This is a genomic window from Methylobacterium sp. PvP105 (genome assembly GCF_017876975.1).
GTDB classification, from domain to species: domain Bacteria; phylum Pseudomonadota; class Alphaproteobacteria; order Rhizobiales; family Beijerinckiaceae; genus Methylobacterium; species Methylobacterium radiotolerans.
The window spans coordinates 3,711,977-3,727,367 of the sequence record NZ_JAGIPA010000001.1; the positions used below are offsets into that span (position 1 = coordinate 3,711,977).

The following is a 15,391-nucleotide window of genomic DNA, read 5'->3' on the forward strand; positions in this document are numbered from 1 at the left end:
TTCTGCGTCCATGCGCGTTCAGACTGCGCTCCGGTCCATGCTGGCAAAACTACTCCTCGATCGCTGGTCGATCGTCGTGTTCAACGCGCTGATCGCGCTGCCGCTGACGCTGGCGCTCGTCGAGGTCGCGTCGCTGCTCTGGGGCACGGGCTTCCGGACCCACGCGACGATCCACGAAGCCGGCCACCTGATCGAGGGGATGGGGGTCATCCTGATCGGCTGGGGCGTGGTGCTGGAGGAGCGCCACGGCGTGAGCCATCTCCTCGGCGGCCTGCCGAGCGAGGATCCGGAGCACGAGGCGGCGATCGACGCCCTCTGCCACCACGGCGGCCTCGCCCTGCTGGTCCTGGGGCTGGTCGCCGAGATCCTCGTGCAATGCGTCGAGGTGCCGGACCACATCATCAACACCGACCGGATCGAGCGGGTGGTCCTGACCGGCGGGGCCGTCTTCCTCGCCTTCGGCCTCGCGACGCTGGTGCGGCTCTCGGCCGGTCTCGCGACGTTCCGCGGGCCCGCGCCCGCGAGCGCCGGCGCGTCCCTGCCCGAGGCGCACCCGCGCTGAGGCCCGGTCCGCGCCGCGCGTTCCCGGCAGAGGCCGACCCGTGCGCGCCTAGGCGGCGACGGCCGCGGTCGGCGCGACGAGGGTGAGGTGGGCCGGCCGAAGCACCTCGAGACGGTCATGGGCGTTGTCGAACGCGGCCCGGATCGTCGTGCCCGCGTCTTCGACGGCGACCAGCACCGCCAGCTTCTGGGCGGTGGCCCGATCGGCGAGGCCGCGCGCGGCCGAGACGAGCGACTGCTCCAGATTCAGGAATTCCGTCTCCGCATCCTTGCCCGCCTCCCGCGCGACGGACGCGAGGCGGTCCAGCACGGCTTCCAGGGCGTGGCGCAGCACAAGTGTCCGCACGCGCTCCTGCAGGAGCGCCCTCTCGTCGATCTTCATCGGAATCGGTCCGGGTTCGGGAACACGGCCAAGCTCTCATACTTCGCGGCCGTGTGCAGCCACCTTTTTGCAACAGCGCAATACTGTCTCGCGACCGGGGCGCTCTGCCCGTTCACCGTCTCGCCGCCGCGATCCGGCTCAGTTGTTCTACAATCACGTGCCGAGTATTTGGGCGTTTCGAGAATCGAATGCGCTATCTCGACAGATTCAGGGCACAGAAAACCCCCGCGTGGAGGCCAGCATCGCCGCCCGAATACCTCCGATTCGCCGGGGACGATGCTGGCGGCCGCACGGCCTCGCGGTCACCGCCCGGCACGAGTCGGCGCCAGCCGGGAGGCGCTCCGCGGGTCAGTACGGCGTGCCGCGCCGGCGCCGGTTCCGCAGGGCCTCGGCGTGCCATTCCAGCTCGTCGAGGAAGCGGCCGGCCGCCGCCGCGAGCCAGGGCTCGGCGGGGACGCCCTGCGCGTCGACGACCTTCTGGAGCCGGGGAATCGGCAGGAGCGAGGGGATACTCGACATGCCCATCTCGGCGAGCATGGCCCGCAGCGGCATCGCGGCCCGGACGCCGCCGAACTGGCCGGCCGAGTAGCAGCAGATGGCCGAGGGCCGCCAGAAATACTCCTCGAGGAAGTGATCGAGGGTGTTGGACAGCGCCGGCGGCACACCGTGGTTGTACTCGGCCGTGACGACCAGGAAGGCGTCGGCGCGGCGGAAGAGGTCGGCGCAGCGCTGCAGGGGTTCCGGGGCCGTCCCGGCCGGGTATTCCTTGAACATCCGGTCGAGGAGCGGGAGCGCCAGTTCGGCCGGATCGACCAGCGGGGCGGCGTGGCCGCGCGCCGCGAGCTGCGCGATCAGGAAGCGCGCGGCGCGGATGCCGATGCGGTCGGCCCGGACGCTGCCGAGGATCACGGGGATGGTCAGGGCCATGGCGCTCTCCGGTTGTCCCGATCATGCCAGAGCCGGCCGCGCCGCTCCAGACGCGGGTCGAACCCGGGGGCGTCAGGCCTTGGTGCTGCTGGTGAGCGCGGCCGCGATGCCGAGCGGTCCGCCGGCCGCGTAGGCGGTGACCGCCTTCGTCAGCTGCTGCAGGAAGGATTGCAGGTCGCTGCCGCTGTCCGTCGCCGTGGCCGTCGCGGGATCGGCGGACGCGGTCGTGGACGTGCTCGCGGAGGTGCTCGCGGAGGTGCTCGCGAAGGTGCTTGCGGACGAGGCCGCGGACGCGTCCGCGGCGCCGCCGCTCTGGGCGGCCGCCCCGCCCTGCTCGGCATCCGACACCGAGCGATGGCCGTGGTGGCCGCGATGGTGCTGGACGGGGCGCGCGCCGGCCGCGGCCTGGCCGGCCTCGGTGCCGGTGGTCGACGCGTCGTCGGCGTTGGCCGCGGCTTCCGCGGGCGCGGTGACGCCGTTCTGCAGCCCCATCTGGCTGAAGTCGGATTGCAGCTGGAGGAGCGACGCCATCAGGTCGTTCGACAGGGTCGGCGTCGATGCCGTCCCGGTCGACGGGGCGGCGCTGTCCGCGGTCGCCGCCTGCGCGCCGGTCCCCTGGCCCGCCGTCGCGGCGGTCCCGGCGTCGAGGCGGGCCGCGTTCGCCGCGCGCGCCTGCCTCAGGGCGCCGACGAGATCCCGCTGGAGTGAACTGCCCGAAACCGTATTCACCGACATGGTACGTCTCCGCGACCGCCCTCGCTGCGGGCAGGCACGGGCCGTTCCAGGATTTCCCCAATGTTTTCAGCGGCGCGTCCGGGCCCCTGGCCGGCAGGATCGGCCGGGCGGCAGAATCTGCCGCTCCTAGCCGGCCGACACGGACCGCATCAGCACGAGCCCGGTCGCGTGCCCGTTGCCGAAGGCCGCGAGGAGCGCGACCACGGCCAGCAACGCGCTCAGGAGGAACAGGGCTCCCAGCCCCTCCGCCACGGCCTCGGTGCGGGTCCCGGCCTTCTGGATGACGATCCAGCCGAGGGTGAACAGGGACGCCATCGCGAGCGGAAAGCCGAGACCGGACGGCATCACCGATCGCGTCCCGACAGGGGCCGGGCGCCCACCGCGTCGCAGGCGTGAGGGGTCCGCATCGACGGGGCGGGGACGAGGTCGCCCTCGTAGCGCGTCCGCACCGTGTAGGCCGCGTGCCAGACCGGCCCGGTCCGCATGATCCTCCGAGCCGCGGGCTCCCGCCCCGGCCGCCGCGACAGCGCGGCGATCAGGGCGGGGACGGCGTAGTCGGTGACGGCGTGCACGTGGATCGGGATCATGTCCGGCACGGCCTCGGCAGCGGGTCAGGCGGATCTCGGCCCGGTGCTCGCGTCGCCGAGATGGCGCAGGTTCTCGGGCGGCGTCTCGGCCTCCGTCGCCTCCACGGAGTCGACGCTGCCGCCGCTCACCGCGTCGACGCGGTGCTGACCCGACGCGGTGCGGACGACCTCGGCCTGCCAGCCCGGATCGGACTGGCGCTCGTGCATGAGTTCCGCCGGGCGCGCCAGATCCCGGGCCTCGTCCTGACCCAGATCCTGGCCGTTCCGGTCGGCCGTCGCGCTGAAGCTGCGCAGGCTCGCGCGGTCGGACGGGTTCGCATCGGTCGGGTTGCGGGCCATGGCGGTTCTCCTGAGCTGTGACGGGATGGGTCAGAGGATCGGCTTGCCGCCGGTCACCGCCACGGTGGCGCCGGAGACGTAGCTCGACTCCGGTCCGGCCAGCATGACGTAGACGGGGGCGAGCTCGCAGGGCTGGCCGGGGCGCTTCATCGGCACCTGCGACCCGAAGGAGCGGACCTTCTCCTCCGGCATGGTGGAGGGGATGAGCGGCGTCCAGACCGGCCCCGGGGCCACGCAGTTCACCCGGATGTCGCGCTCCGCCAGCATCTGGGCGAGGCCGCCGGTGAAGTTCTGGATCGCGCCCTTGGTGGTGGCGTAGGCGAGCAGTTGCGGGCTGGGCGCGTCGGCGTTCACCGAGGTGGTGTTGATGATCGAGCTGCCGCTCCTCATGTGCGGGAGAGCGGCCTTCACCAGGTAGAACATGGCGTGGATGTTGGTCGCGAAGGTGACCTCCCACTCCTCGTCGGAGATCTCCTCCGGGTTCGCGAAGGTCTTCTGGTGCGCGGCGTTGTTGACGAGCACGTCGACCTGCCCGAACGCGGCCACCGCCTTGTCGACGATGGCGCGGCAATGCTTCGGGTCCTTGATGTCCCCCGGCACCGCCACGGCCGTGCGGCCCGCCGATTCCACGAGGCGGCAGGTCTCCCGGGCGTCGTCGTGCTCGTCGTAGTAGCTGACCAGCACGTCCGCCCCCTCGCGGGCGAAGGCGAGCGCCACCGCCCGGCCGATGCCGCTGTCCGCGCCGGTGATGATCGCCTTGCGGCCGGACAGCCGCCCCGAGCCGCGATAGTGCGACTCGCCGTAATCCGGTCGCGGATCCATGTCGGCGTCGCGGGCCGGCGGGGTGAGCTGGCGCTGCCGGTCGAAGGGCGGCTTCGGGAAGTCGGTCATGTGGCGCTCCTTGGGCGGCGGCTGAGGTGGTCGCGCTGCGGGGATCCCCAGGCGGGGCGTCGAACGGGAGCTGCGCCTCGGCGCCCGGATCGACCGCGGACATGTCTGCGCCCGGCCGCCGGATGCCGCGGAGGTCGAGCGTGGCCGGGACCGGGGTCTCGGCAGGAATCGTCCCCCGTGTCGACAACCCGACCCGGCCGGCATTGTTTCGCGGGATTCGCGAGCCGCCGCGCAGTGTCGAGGTCGTTGCGCGCACGGGCACAGTAATGGCGCCGATCATGGCGCTCGCTCGCCTCCGTGATCGGGGCGGATGAATGTATAGTTTCGCTCGAACGGTGCCGCGTTCGCGGATCAGCTACCAAGCGTGACCGGGAAAGCCTGGTCCGGAACGATGCGGACCTTGTCGGGTTGGCTCCGTATTCGGCCAACACGGGGTTACCATGACGACCAAGCCACCGCCTGTTCCGCCGGCCAACCGGTCCGACAAGGGGCCCGGCAGCGCCACCGAAGCGCCGCTCACGCAGGGCCGTGCCGGATCCCAGACCAAGGATCCGGACAAGGTCGGCCAAGCCGGAAATTCCAAGGTGAACACCACCAACCAGGGCTACCAGCAGGACCGCTGACGGTCCGAGCCGCGCGGGCGCCGCGAGCCGCCGTGCCCGACGAGAGTGTTGATCTGCACCGGAGGATGATCATGGCGAATGCCAGTCGGCACAAGGTCGGCCCAGGCGCCCAGGGCAAGGGAAGCGGAACCGGGGCCATGTCGGAGCTGCCCGAAGGCGTGCTGCCGGAGAACATGGTGCTCAGCAACCGCGACAAGTCCCGGCACAGCGACGAGCGAGGCCTGGACAGCAAGAACGTCCAGACCGAGCAGTACCAGGATCACGCCGGCAATCGGCAGGTGGTCGCCGAGCTGGACGCCGACGCCGACGGCAACACGAGCGGCCTGGCGAACCCGAAGACGGACGAGTCCGGGGCGCAGAGCAGCCTGAAGCGTCAGCAGCACTCGTAGGCGCCCAGTCCACGATCGGGGAGGCGCGGCGCGAGATCCGCGTCTCCCGAGGCCGCACCGCGCGGAACCCCCCGCGCGCCCATACCGGCGCGCCGCGTCCGACGTTCGCGCGGGCAGCATTCGACCTGCGGCGCCGGCCACCCCATCCCGGAGAGGCGCGATGTCGCGTGTGAGAGGTCTGGCCACAGCGCTGCTCGGTTTGGCCGCCGGTCGCGCTCAGGCGCAGGCCGTGAATCCGACGCCGGGAACCGAGGCGGCGCAATCCAACGGGCTGCTCGGGATGCCGGCCCTGCTGCTGATCGGCATCATCATCGCCTTCGCGGTTCTGTACGCGCTGCGCGCCCGCCGGCGCTGAGTGACGGAGCGCCGCCTCGCGGGACTGTGGGACCGTGCGCGCCGCCTCCAGCCCACCCACGGACACCGCACCGGAGCCGAATGCGGTTCACGGGGCTTTGCCGTCGGCCGACCTGAGCGTGCCCGCCGGTACAGCGACGCCGCGCGACGAGGTGACGGTCGCCGAAGTGGCGGCCTCTCTGAACTGTCGCAGGACAAAAGGAAGCGGGATTGGCCGTCTCCTGCGCGACGTTCATTCGGATAGATATGACACAGCCTGAGTAGCGACCATGACCACAACAGTCACAGCGGTGGCATCGGCAATCCTTGCCGGCGCCCTTTTCGGCATGCCGACCGGAGCCAGCGCGCAGGCGGGCAGCTTCGCCAATCACGGATTCGGCAACCACAACTTCGGAGCTGCGGCCGTCGCGGGCGGCGGTGGTTTCAGCAATCACGGCTTCGGCAATCGCGGCTTCGGAGCCGGTCCCGCAGGCGGCGGTTTCGCCAACCGGGGTTTCGGCAATCACGCGCTCGGGTCGGGAGCGGCTGCCGCCGGCTTCGCCAATCACGGTTTCGGCAACCACAATTTCGGTCGGCCCTCTGTCGGCGGCGGGCTGTCCAACCTGGGCTTCGGGCACGGGCTCGGGGCCCATCGCGGCTACGGTCATCATCGCCATGACGGCTACAACCGCGGCTTCTACGGGAGGCCCTACGGCTACGGCTACGGCCGGCGCGGGTATGGCCTCGGCGGTTTGGGCCTGGGGCTCGCTGTGGGCGGTCTGTACGGCGGCTACGGCTATCCGGGATACGGCTACGACGCCGGGTACTACGGCGGCTACGCGCCCGTCACTTACGGCTACGCCGACACCGAGACCGACCGCGTCGTCGACGATGACCGCGGCTGCGCGCGCCGGTTCCGGTCCTACGACCCGCAGAGCGGGACCTATCTCGGCCGGGACGGGCGCCGCCATCGCTGCCGGTAAGGCTCGGCCGTCCTGAGGCGACTGAATCGGCCATGGAACAGTCCCGGCACGCTGCGGCGTCGGCGGGACTGGAGGTGGCCTCGGCGCGATCGGCCTGATCAGACACGCGGCACGACGTAGCGCCGGCGCTACGACATCGTCTCGGCCTCGTCGTCGCCGCCGGTTGCCCCGACCGTGGGCCCCGGCCGATACGCGTCGAGGGTCGCGTAGGCATCCGTGCCGGTGAGCCCCAGCCGTTCCATGTCGGTCAGGAGCGCCAGGATGTCGGCGTCGACCGGCTCGCCGGCTTCCTTGCGCTCGATCAGGGTGTTGACCAACTCCTGGTCGCTGATCGACGTCGCGCTGGGTTCGTTCGGATCGGTGAAGGCCATGACCGGTCTCTCGCAGGGTGGATCCGGGATCTAGGTCGCGCCCGGCGCCCGGCCACACGCGTCTGAGGGTGGGGCTGCGGGGCGGCGGCGCCGCCGATGTCGGTGCGGCCGAACGCGCTGGCAAGGAGATGCCGCACCCGTCACATCGTCGGACGCGACGCCGGGCTTGGCTCACGGTGCAAGACCTCGTGCTGCCAAGTGGGGTGGCGCGCGTCCAATCCGACGTGCTGGCCGACGTACAGGGTCGCCAGCAAGCCGAGCAGCAGAAGCAGGCCGATGGTCACGGCGTCCGGATGCCTGCGCGCGCTGTGGATGCTGAGGCAGCCCAGCGTGAAGACGGCCGCGAGGACCAAGGGTCCGAGCATGTCGCCCGACATCGGGATCACCGTCGTGGCTGTCGTCGTCGCTCAGCGCGCCGCCGCCTCCGAGCGGCAAGGCTGCCCGACAGAGACGTTCGAGCGGGCCCGAAGCATCCCGAACTCCATCGATACCATCGCGCGTCGGATCCGGCGGCGACGGGCGAGGAACGATCCGCGACGCCGCCTCGACGGGCGCCGTCCTGCAGCCGCCGCAATCGGCCCGGCCGCCGGCCTCTCTGCCTCGCGCCGGTCGAGCACAGCGCGCCGCGCGTATTGCCGAATGCCGGAACGGCAACGCTGTTCCCGGCCTCAGAGCCCGCCGCAGGCCGGGATGCCGAAAACTGAGTCAGATCAAGATGTTGGTAAGTGGATGGCTCCCCGAGCAGGACTCGAACCTGCGACAAGGCGATTAACAGTCGCCTGCTCTACCAACTGAGCTATCGGGGATCACGAGGGGGTCTCTACACACCGGGATCGCGGGGCGCAAGGGCCTCGTTGCAGGATCCGCGTTCAAACCGACGCGCGGCGCCCTGCGCCACGGGGCAGGCGCCCTCCCCGGGGCGTTCGCGAGGCCCGGACTGTGACTGATCGGCAACATTCGGGTCGACCCCATGCGCCGCTCCCGCCCGAGTCCGGCTGCGATCGCCTCGTTCGCGGGCGACGGAAGTCATCCGTCTGTCGTGACACGCCCCTACGCGAGCCACCTCGCCGGCGCGCCGGTGTGAAGACCCTGACACCCATGCTGACCCATCGCTGCCTCGACCCGCAGGACCCCTACGCCGAGCGCGAGGTGCGCGTCGCCTTCGAGTGGGCCGCCGATCATCCCTGCCTGATCGCGGCCCTGGACGAGCACGAGGCCGATATCCTGCCCGACCTCGTCGAGGCGCAGCGCGACGATCTCCGTCGCGAGATCGTCGCCGCCTTTCTGCTGCCGGAGCCGCGCATCCCCGGCCGGGCCGAGATCCGGTTGCCCTGATCGCCGAGCGGATGCGTCGCCGACGCTCGGGGCGCGGCGCTCCGGTGCGGTCCGGGCGAATTCAACCTCGCGCCCGTCCCAGAGCCGACTGTTGGCGCGCGCGAGACCGCACTGACAGTCCCGCGCGGCACGAAATCTGGATCGGTGCTGCGTATTGATCCCGTATATCGTCCGAATATTGCGGTATTTTGTCGGCCATCTATGCGCTTTTGCGCAGTGTAAAAGGGTCGAATTTGCCGGCTATATTCATTTTTCCGAAAAGATTGGCTTGGATATAGCTGCGGCAGCGCGATCCTCCGGTCACAGCGGCCCTCCTGCCATGCGTATCTCACTCGGCCTGAAGCTCTCTGCGGTGATCGGGCTGCTCGCCCTTGTGGCGAGCGGCATCGCGGCCTTCGCGATTCGCCAATCGAACTGGGAGCAGGAGCGCGCGGCCGCCACGGACCGGATCTGGAACGCCGGCCTGCAGGCCGGCGCTCTGGGCCAGGCGATCGAGCACGCGGTGGTGCAGGCCACGGCCCTCTACACCGCGGACGACACGACCGAGGCGCGCACCCGCCTGTCGGCGCTCCACGACGCCCTCGCCACGGTGGAGCAGGTGCGGGGGCCTTTCCTGGAGGCCATGAAGGATCAACTTCCCGCCGACCGTCGGCGGCGGTTCGACCTCTTCGTCAAGGAATTCATCGCCTACCAGACCGATACCGCCGAACTCGGCCTCACGGTCTCGCCGAAGGCCGCCCTGATCCAGGCGACCGACGAGGCGACCGTGAAGAACCGCGAGCGCATGGTGGCCGAGATCGGCATTCTCGGGCGGGAGGTGCTGAGCCGCCTGAACGCCCGTCGCGCCGCGGACGCGGCCGACCGCCGCCGGTCGCGGATCACCCTGGTGGTCGTGCCGGCCGTCGCGCTGGCGCTCGGCCTGCTCGCGGCGATCTGGATCATCCTGACTCAGGTGCGGCGGCCGCTGCATCGGCTCAAGGACGGCATGACGGCGCTCGCCGCCAACGATCTCGACCGCGCGATCCCGTTCACGCATCGCCGCGACGAGATCGGCGAGATGGCCGCCGCCATCGCGGCGTTCCGCACGGCGCTGATCGAGAAGCGCGACCTCGACGCGGAGGCGCAGGCGCGCCGCGACCGCGACCGCAGCCGGGCCGAGGCCCTGGCCGCGGCGACGCGCGCCTTCGAGGCCGAGACGCATCGCGCCGTCACCGATCTCGCCGACTCGGCCGAGGCGATGCAGGCGGCGGCCGACACCCTCTCGGGCAATGCGGGCGCGATGACCGCCGAGGCGGCCGTCGTGGCCGGAGCGTCGGAACAGAGCGCGGGCCTCGTCGACAGCATCGCCAGCGCCGCCGAGGAACTCTCGGCCTCGGCGCGGGAGATCGAGGCGCGGGTCCGGCACACGAGCGCGATCGCCACCTCCGCCCTCTCCGACACGCAGGGGCTCAAGGAGACGGTGATGAGCCTCTCGCAGGCGGCCGAGGAGATCGGCGCCGTGGTCACGCTGATCCGCGAGGTCGCCGAGCAGACGAACCTTCTCGCGCTCAACGCGACGATCGAGGCGGCCCGCGCGGGGGCTGCCGGGCGGGGCTTCGCGGTGGTCGCCGCGGAGGTGAAGGCGCTGGCCGGCCAGACGGCGCTCGCCACGGACCGCATCACCGGACAGGTCGGGTCGATCCAGGGGGCCGCCGGGCGCACGGTCGGCGCCATCGGCACGATCGGCGAGACGATCGCCCGGATGAGCCTGATCGCGTCCGAGGTGGCCGACGCCACCGACCAGCAGGGCCGCGCCAGCCAGGAGATCGCCCGGGCGATCTCCGGCGCGGCCGCGGAGGCCCGGCATGTCTCGGAGAGCGTGGCCGGCGTTCAGGCCGCGGCCGCGTCCAACGAGGCGCAGGCCGGCCAGGTGCGCGGCAGTGCCGCCCGGGTCAATGCCGGGACGCACAGCCTGCAGCGGGCGATCGAGACCTTCATGGTGGAGGTCCACGGCGCCTGAGGGGCGCCGCATCGGCGCGGCGCGGCCGGTTCAGTCTGTCGGGGAAGGATGGAGGCCTCGCCCGTTCTTCCACATGGAAGTACCGGCAATGGCTTATTGGTCCCAACCCTGTCTGGCCGGGCAATGAAAGGAAAAGGCTTTTCGGCCAGTTCCCAACCCTAGCCCAAGGTATCCGCTTGCCTAGACGCCCCTCCCCTGCCCGCGGTAGCGTCATCTTATGAGCGACGGCCACGATCCGATTCGCGAAGCCGTTGCGGCGCTTCGGGCCCGCGGCCATACCGTCGAGCCATGGACCGGCGGCCTGCCCTATTGGCTAGTAGACGGTGAGACGCTGACAGACGGCGACTTACTTGCCCTCGCTGTGCGGGTCGGCCTCATGGACTCGACGACGACCAAGCTGCAATAGGCCGGCCGATGGCCAAAGAACCCCCGACCGTCTCCGAGCTGCGCAAGTCGGCCGAGATCACCGACCAGGAGATCGACGCCGCGGTCGACGCGGTGCTCGCGGATCTGTCGACCGAGGCGTATCCGCTTGCAAAGGGCTGGACCCTCGACCTCGTCGAGACGCTCCGCACGAACACCCGCGCGGTCGAGGCGCTCACAACCGACAAGCCGGCCTGGAAACGGAACATGGTCCGGACCGCGATCCTGCTGGCGCACCCGGTGAAGGGATGAGCGAGGATCCCGGGCAACTCCGCGAACGGCTGGTGATCCGTCTCGGCGGCTTCATCCAAGGAATCGGTCTGAGCGTCCCGGAGGCGCGGCAGATCATCGAGCGCGCCATCGCTGATGACTCGTCTGCGTCGGTCGCCGACATCGAGGCGAAGGCGCGGGCCTGGATGCTGATCGCGCTGGCATGATCGACGACACCGACCCGGTCCTTGCAGCCGTCGCAGCGCTACGGGCTGCCGGCATCAAGGCCATCCCCACGGGCCACGACATGGAGCTCTGGCAGATCGGCAACCTGATCTACTCAGATGCCGACGTGTTGCGTTTGGCCGAGAGCCGCGGGCTGGTCGACGGCGGCGACGCGCGGTAGCCCGGCGCCATGCCCAAGGTCCCATCGCCTCGAGGCGCCCGTCCGCGCCAGGACCTCCGGCCGCGCGTTTTGGCCGCCCTCACGCCCGAGCCGTCGACCGCGAGCGAGATCGCCGAGCGGGCCGGCATCCCAGGACGGGAACGCGCTGTGCAGGCTACCCGCGCGCTGGAGCACCTGGAGGCCGAGGGACTGGCGTACAGCGTCATCCGCCGGACCCGGACGCGGTGGTGCTCGGTTGCGGTCGCTCCCGCATCCGAACTATCCGAGCGCGATCCCGCAGGGTGACCTCGTGTGTCGGCCATTCCAGGCATGCCGCCTCGAATGCAGCGATCGCTACGGCCAGCGGGTAGATCGTGGCGAGATGCAGCTCGATGCCGCCGCCGATCTCGCGCCAAACCTCAATCGTGTAGGGGACGCCCGGCGGCACCGGCGGGATCTTCCTGGCGGCCGGCGGCAGCGTGATCGCGGCGAGGCAGAGGTGCTCGTACTTCCGCGCGGGCGGCGCCCCGGGCGCGCGCTGGTAGCGGCACGAGACCGTCAGATGCCGCAGCAGGTCGATCGTCGAGACGTCGGCCCCGTAGCGATCGATGAGGCTGGCAACGGTGTAGCGGCCCGAGCGCTTGCAGGTCGCGCAGTCGACGTACACCCGACCGGGTCCCGCATCCCCCAGGCGCCCCATTCTGGTGGCCCTCCGCTCGCGAACGAATGCGGAACAAGCCTGAGGCGCCCGCGCGCTTCAACCGGCGGCGACTGAGTCGCGCGAAGTCGTGGTGGAGCGGTGTGGATGGCGTTCGGAAAGCTCAGACCAGTCAGGCGCTTCGGTGAACCGGCACGTGCGCCTCAACCCCTCAACTAGCGTCGTCCACCAAATCCCGTGAGCCCTGAGACAGCACCGGCGACTCGATCAGCAGGACCGCCATCTGAAACAAGACGAGCCCGCGGTGATTGGTCACCTCAAGGCGCCAGTCGTTGTCGAGAACGATGTGCGGAGCTTCGTCTCTCAGGATCTCGCCCGCGAGCCGGACAGCCTCAATGCGGGCGGTGGGTATGTCCGGCAGCTCCGTGCCGACCACGTCGAGGCCGCTCTTGCCGTCGTGAACGTTGAAGTAGAAGCGCGGCATTCCGGTATCCGGTTCGTTGCCGGCGGGGGCGCATCGAACCCTCACTCGCGGGTGCCGAGAGATCGTGACCGCGATTGTGTACCTGCTGACACGACGCGGCCGTGTGTTCCCTAGCCAGATGTTAGGTTCGTCCGATCTGCGTCGATCTGACCGAAAGGCTCGTAGTCCGACTTAATTGTCGAGTGTCGCGTCTACGCTCTGATGTTCAGCCACGCCCCTTGGCCGCGAACTCCCAGACCGGCGGGCCCCAGGTCTGCCCGGGCTTCGTCCGGTAGCCGCTGAACCGGTCGAACACGATCCGGTCCGGCTCGACGCCGACCACCCGGCTATCGTTGACCATCAGCGCGCCGGCATACTCTACGCGTAGGAAGCCGTGCTCCGGATGGACGCCGAAGAGCTGCTGCGCGGTCCAGCCGAGTCGATGCGCCTCGGCACCGTGCTCGTCGATGAAGGCCAGCGCGTTCGCCCGCATCGCCGCCCATCGCGACGGGGCCAGGTATCGACACGGCGAGGCGTGCTCGGACAGGCGCTCGATCTGGTCGCGCCAGGAGGCAACGGCGGGCGGTAGGTTTGACATAGCCGGCGTCGTAGGAGAGTGAGATTAACGAGGCGCCAACTCACGGCAGCACGAGGCTCTCGCCCGGCAAGCCAGCAGGGGTCTTGTGCGTGCGGCATAGAGTAAGAGCCCCGAAATCATCGGCAGGTCCTGATCGGCTGGCCGCATCGCGATTCGAGACGGTACTGTGGTGAGAGTGTCCGCCGTCATTGAAGGTAAGGAGTTGGTCTACACCGACACCTTCATAACCGGCCTCGATGAGGTGGTGACCTTAAAGCCTTTCGACGATGATAACGAATATCAAATAAAATTTACGATTCGGGTCGATCTCGATGATCAGACATCAAACAACATCTTTGAGGATGCTGAGGGTGTTCTTTATATAGAACATTTTCGAAGCAAGAATTTGGTCTTGCCTACTGCTACGCGAGTAGAGCCAAGTTTTGCGCATGACGAAAAATTTGATTACTTCGTTTCGTTCTCAGTGATGCCGTGCCGCGCGCCGGTCGGTGTGATCTATCAGGTTGTTTACAACGTTCTCAGAAAGCCGGCTTAATGTCGGAGGCTTCGAAGAAAACTTCTGCGTCGCTGAGGTCTGTCGACAAATTTACGGAGACAGAAACTCAAGATCTTCTTCGAAAGATCAACGGGACATCTTTTACTGGGGGAACTTTGCCCCCTTCGCCCGATGATACTGTTAGGCGCAAACTCGATGCGAAGCGCATCAACGAAAGTCTGAAACACTTCAATGCGTTCTGTAATACGCTAGCCGCGGGCATCCTCGCGGCGGCCGCGATTATCCCGTTTGTCAAAAATGCCGACGCGGCCCTAGACGCGAACTCGGCCCAGTGGTGTCTTATCGCGCTGGGGTTTCATATCCTGCCCTACGTCTTAAATTTTCTCGTCATGCAATCGGAGGAGTAGGCTGTGACACCCACCATGCTCCTATGGAGCGCCCTCGGATTGGCGGTCGTTGGCGGCGGCGGCTTCTTTGCCCTGCTGACCTGGCGTTTCAATCAGAAGCACCCGAGTGCGGAGCGGCCGGCACCAGTCGGCGAGCACCGCGCTACCGGCGGCTGATCTAGCGGCCCTTCGACACAACCATCCCGGCGGCTGCCCTGCCGGGAGGCGCACGATCAAAGCCGCTCGGCCCCGCCCCGATCTGCTCACGGGGCGGGGGAGCGCCTGATCTCACCAGCGTGTGAGCCGAGCCGATACGCAACTTGGCTCGGGGGCAGGATGGCGGGCGTCGGTTACCGGGCCGTGCCGGGCCGGCGGGCAAGCCGTCTCGCGCCGGGATTCCAGGCACGAAAAAGTCCGCGCCGACAGACCGGGCGGGCTCAGATCAGCGAGAGATACCGTCCGGCAGGGCTACGCGGCCAGGCGGATCGAAGGCGCACCGCGTCGGCAGGCAGCTGCCTCAGTCGCTTTAGCCATAGCTGCACGCGCGTCCCATCTCCCGAGACCAGCGGCCCGACCCTCAAGGATCGTCGTCTCGAGGCTAGAGGGTGCCGCCGTCATAGGACGGCGCAAAGTGGGTTGCCGGCTGGGCATAATCGCTCTCGCTGTTGCAGCGCAGCAGTGCGCCCGAATGGTTACCGGCCTGTCTCCGCAGAGCGTGCGCGCGAGGATGTGATGCGACCGTCGGCGCATGAAAAAGCCCGCGCCGGCGGCTGGCCGGGCGGGCGGTGATCGGCTTGGCGCCGGCCTCAGATCAGGTAGACAGTGCCACTGGTCTTGAAGGCCTTCGGGCAGTTGCTCTCATCGACCAGCTTCTGCGCCTCGGCGAGGGTCAGGTGCCGATCGGCGGCCACCTCGGCCAAGGTCATCCACTTGCTCTGCATCGTGCGCTCCTGCTTTCGCGGTCAACGCGAAGGCCGACGGATCGTTCACGAAGACGAAGAGGCCCGCGCCGGCGAACCGGGCGGGCCCTCCCCAGATCCGAGGCGAGTGGGGGCAAGCGCCTAGATCCGGTGCAACCCTAAGGCGACGTAGGTAAAGAAAAGCCCCGCGTGGCGGTGCCGGCGGGGCTGGAGGTGATCTCTGGGAGAGAGACGACAAACGGTACGCCCGCGCTTGCGGGTATGCCACGGCGCCGGATGCAGATCTGACCAGCGCTCGGCACGAAAAAACCGCCGCGGCCGGAGCCGGGCGGTTCGAGGTGGTTGCGTTCACGGGGTGTAGACGGCGGCGCGGGGCAGCTTAATCCTTCGGCGCAGT

Annotated in this window: 25 protein-coding genes and 1 tRNA gene; 12 read left to right on the forward strand and 14 right to left on the reverse strand. The window is 69.2% G+C overall.

The annotated features are described in order from the left end of the window. The first annotated feature begins 10 nt into the window (after window positions 1-10). The gene (locus tag J3A75_RS18265; RefSeq protein ID WP_043073764.1) at window positions 11-562 is read left to right on the forward strand and encodes a hypothetical protein; all 552 of its coding nucleotides are present in this window, start codon (window positions 11-13) and stop codon (window positions 560-562) included. A gap of 48 nt (window positions 563-610) precedes the next feature. On the opposite strand, the gene J3A75_RS18270 is transcribed toward J3A75_RS18265, so the two are convergent. The 7 genes from J3A75_RS18270 to J3A75_RS18300 all read right to left on the reverse strand — a co-directional run bounded on the left by J3A75_RS18270 (window position 611) and on the right by J3A75_RS18300 (window position 4,422). Next, window positions 611-943, reverse strand: coding sequence for a hypothetical protein (locus J3A75_RS18270; RefSeq protein ID WP_012319422.1), 333 nt, complete (start codon window positions 941-943; stop codon window positions 611-613). Window positions 944-1,291: 348 nt separating this feature from the next. Beyond that, window positions 1,292-1,870 (reverse strand): NADPH-dependent FMN reductase, encoded by a 579-nt coding sequence (locus tag J3A75_RS18275; protein ID WP_127991035.1) that lies wholly within the window; start codon window positions 1,868-1,870, stop codon window positions 1,292-1,294. 72 nt (window positions 1,871-1,942) lie between these two features. Then, entirely contained in the window at window positions 1,943-2,605 is a 663-nt protein-coding gene (locus J3A75_RS18280; protein ID WP_024829919.1) for a hypothetical protein, read from the reverse strand. A 126-nt stretch (window positions 2,606-2,731) separates the two neighbouring features. After that, window positions 2,732-2,950, reverse strand: coding sequence for a hypothetical protein (locus J3A75_RS18285; RefSeq protein WP_012319425.1), 219 nt, complete (start codon window positions 2,948-2,950; stop codon window positions 2,732-2,734). Then, complete coding sequence (locus J3A75_RS18290) at window positions 2,950-3,192, reverse strand: hypothetical protein (protein ID WP_024829918.1); 243 nt, start codon at window positions 3,190-3,192, stop codon at window positions 2,950-2,952. The genes J3A75_RS18285 and J3A75_RS18290 overlap by 1 nt, the downstream gene beginning before the upstream one ends. A gap of 24 nt (window positions 3,193-3,216) precedes the next feature. Next, window positions 3,217-3,531, reverse strand: a complete 315-nt coding sequence (locus J3A75_RS18295; RefSeq protein ID WP_012319427.1) for a hypothetical protein — start codon at window positions 3,529-3,531, stop codon at window positions 3,217-3,219. Between the two features lie 30 nt (window positions 3,532-3,561). Beyond that, complete coding sequence (locus tag J3A75_RS18300) at window positions 3,562-4,422, reverse strand: glucose 1-dehydrogenase (protein ID WP_012319428.1); 861 nt, start codon at window positions 4,420-4,422, stop codon at window positions 3,562-3,564. A gap of 440 nt (window positions 4,423-4,862) precedes the next feature. On the opposite strand from J3A75_RS18300, the gene J3A75_RS18305 reads away from it, so the two are divergent. The 4 genes from J3A75_RS18305 (at window position 4,863) to J3A75_RS18320 (ending at window position 6,750) form a co-directional block, all read left to right on the forward strand. After that, on the forward strand, window positions 4,863-5,045 hold the full coding sequence (locus J3A75_RS18305) for a hypothetical protein (RefSeq protein ID WP_012319429.1): 183 nt from the start codon (window positions 4,863-4,865) through the stop codon (window positions 5,043-5,045). Window positions 5,046-5,116: 71 nt separating this feature from the next. After that, window positions 5,117-5,434 carry a hypothetical protein gene (locus J3A75_RS18310; protein WP_012319430.1) on the forward strand — a complete coding sequence of 106 codons (318 nt, stop codon included), beginning with the start codon at window positions 5,117-5,119 and terminating at the stop codon, window positions 5,432-5,434. Window positions 5,435-5,594: 160 nt separating this feature from the next. Next, window positions 5,595-5,789, forward strand: a complete 195-nt coding sequence (locus J3A75_RS18315; RefSeq protein WP_059409541.1) for a hypothetical protein — start codon at window positions 5,595-5,597, stop codon at window positions 5,787-5,789. A gap of 268 nt (window positions 5,790-6,057) precedes the next feature. Beyond that, entirely contained in the window at window positions 6,058-6,750 is a 693-nt protein-coding gene (locus J3A75_RS18320) for a BA14K family protein (protein WP_209650617.1), read from the forward strand. Window positions 6,751-6,878: 128 nt separating this feature from the next. Here the strand turns inward: J3A75_RS18320 and J3A75_RS18325 are convergent, their stop codons facing one another. From J3A75_RS18325 to J3A75_RS18335, 3 genes are all read right to left on the reverse strand, one after another. Beyond that, window positions 6,879-7,121, reverse strand: coding sequence for a hypothetical protein (locus J3A75_RS18325; protein ID WP_012319433.1), 243 nt, complete (start codon window positions 7,119-7,121; stop codon window positions 6,879-6,881). Between the two features lie 140 nt (window positions 7,122-7,261). Further along, window positions 7,262-7,498, reverse strand: a complete 237-nt coding sequence (locus J3A75_RS18330) for a hypothetical protein (protein ID WP_012319434.1) — start codon at window positions 7,496-7,498, stop codon at window positions 7,262-7,264. 353 nt (window positions 7,499-7,851) lie between these two features. Then, a tRNA-Asn gene (locus J3A75_RS18335) sits at window positions 7,852-7,927 on the reverse strand. 292 nt (window positions 7,928-8,219) lie between these two features. On the opposite strand from J3A75_RS18335, the gene J3A75_RS18340 reads away from it, so the two are divergent. The 5 genes from J3A75_RS18340 to J3A75_RS18360 all read left to right on the forward strand — a co-directional run bounded on the left by J3A75_RS18340 (window position 8,220) and on the right by J3A75_RS18360 (window position 11,494). Then, a complete protein-coding gene (locus tag J3A75_RS18340) occupies window positions 8,220-8,456 on the forward strand; it encodes a hypothetical protein (protein WP_024829794.1) in 237 nt (78 codons plus the stop codon). A gap of 319 nt (window positions 8,457-8,775) precedes the next feature. After that, a complete protein-coding gene (locus tag J3A75_RS18345) occupies window positions 8,776-10,455 on the forward strand; it encodes a methyl-accepting chemotaxis protein (RefSeq protein WP_053621610.1) in 1,680 nt (559 codons plus the stop codon). 414 nt (window positions 10,456-10,869) lie between these two features. Then, complete coding sequence (locus tag J3A75_RS18350) at window positions 10,870-11,130, forward strand: hypothetical protein (protein WP_209650618.1); 261 nt, start codon at window positions 10,870-10,872, stop codon at window positions 11,128-11,130. Next, window positions 11,127-11,315, forward strand: coding sequence for a hypothetical protein (locus J3A75_RS18355; RefSeq protein WP_209650619.1), 189 nt, complete (start codon window positions 11,127-11,129; stop codon window positions 11,313-11,315). Before J3A75_RS18350 ends, J3A75_RS18355 begins: the two co-directional genes overlap by 4 nt. Continuing rightward, window positions 11,312-11,494, forward strand: coding sequence for a hypothetical protein (locus J3A75_RS18360; RefSeq protein WP_209650620.1), 183 nt, complete (start codon window positions 11,312-11,314; stop codon window positions 11,492-11,494). Before J3A75_RS18355 ends, J3A75_RS18360 begins: the two co-directional genes overlap by 4 nt. 202 nt (window positions 11,495-11,696) lie before the next feature. On the opposite strand, the gene J3A75_RS18365 is transcribed toward J3A75_RS18360, so the two are convergent. The 3 genes from J3A75_RS18365 to J3A75_RS18375 all read right to left on the reverse strand — a co-directional run bounded on the left by J3A75_RS18365 (window position 11,697) and on the right by J3A75_RS18375 (window position 13,192). Beyond that, entirely contained in the window at window positions 11,697-12,140 is a 444-nt protein-coding gene (locus tag J3A75_RS18365; protein ID WP_312892615.1) for a hypothetical protein, read from the reverse strand. A 202-nt stretch (window positions 12,141-12,342) separates the two neighbouring features. Next, entirely contained in the window at window positions 12,343-12,615 is a 273-nt protein-coding gene (locus J3A75_RS18370; protein WP_209650622.1) for a DUF6894 family protein, read from the reverse strand. Between the two features lie 205 nt (window positions 12,616-12,820). After that, window positions 12,821-13,192, reverse strand: a complete 372-nt coding sequence (locus J3A75_RS18375; RefSeq protein WP_209650623.1) for a hypothetical protein — start codon at window positions 13,190-13,192, stop codon at window positions 12,821-12,823. Window positions 13,193-13,367: 175 nt separating this feature from the next. Here J3A75_RS18375 and J3A75_RS18380 point away from each other — a divergent pair, with 175 nt between their 5' ends. Both J3A75_RS18380 and J3A75_RS18385 read left to right on the forward strand, forming a co-directional pair. After that, entirely contained in the window at window positions 13,368-13,727 is a 360-nt protein-coding gene (locus J3A75_RS18380; RefSeq protein WP_209650624.1) for a hypothetical protein, read from the forward strand. Continuing rightward, window positions 13,727-14,095 (forward strand): hypothetical protein, encoded by a 369-nt coding sequence (locus tag J3A75_RS18385; RefSeq protein WP_209650625.1) that lies wholly within the window; start codon window positions 13,727-13,729, stop codon window positions 14,093-14,095. Before J3A75_RS18380 ends, J3A75_RS18385 begins: the two co-directional genes overlap by 1 nt. A 785-nt stretch (window positions 14,096-14,880) precedes the next feature. On the opposite strand, the gene J3A75_RS37055 is transcribed toward J3A75_RS18385, so the two are convergent. Next, window positions 14,881-15,015 (reverse strand): hypothetical protein, encoded by a 135-nt coding sequence (locus tag J3A75_RS37055; RefSeq protein WP_281068110.1) that lies wholly within the window; start codon window positions 15,013-15,015, stop codon window positions 14,881-14,883. Between the last annotated feature and the right edge of the window lie 376 nt (window positions 15,016-15,391).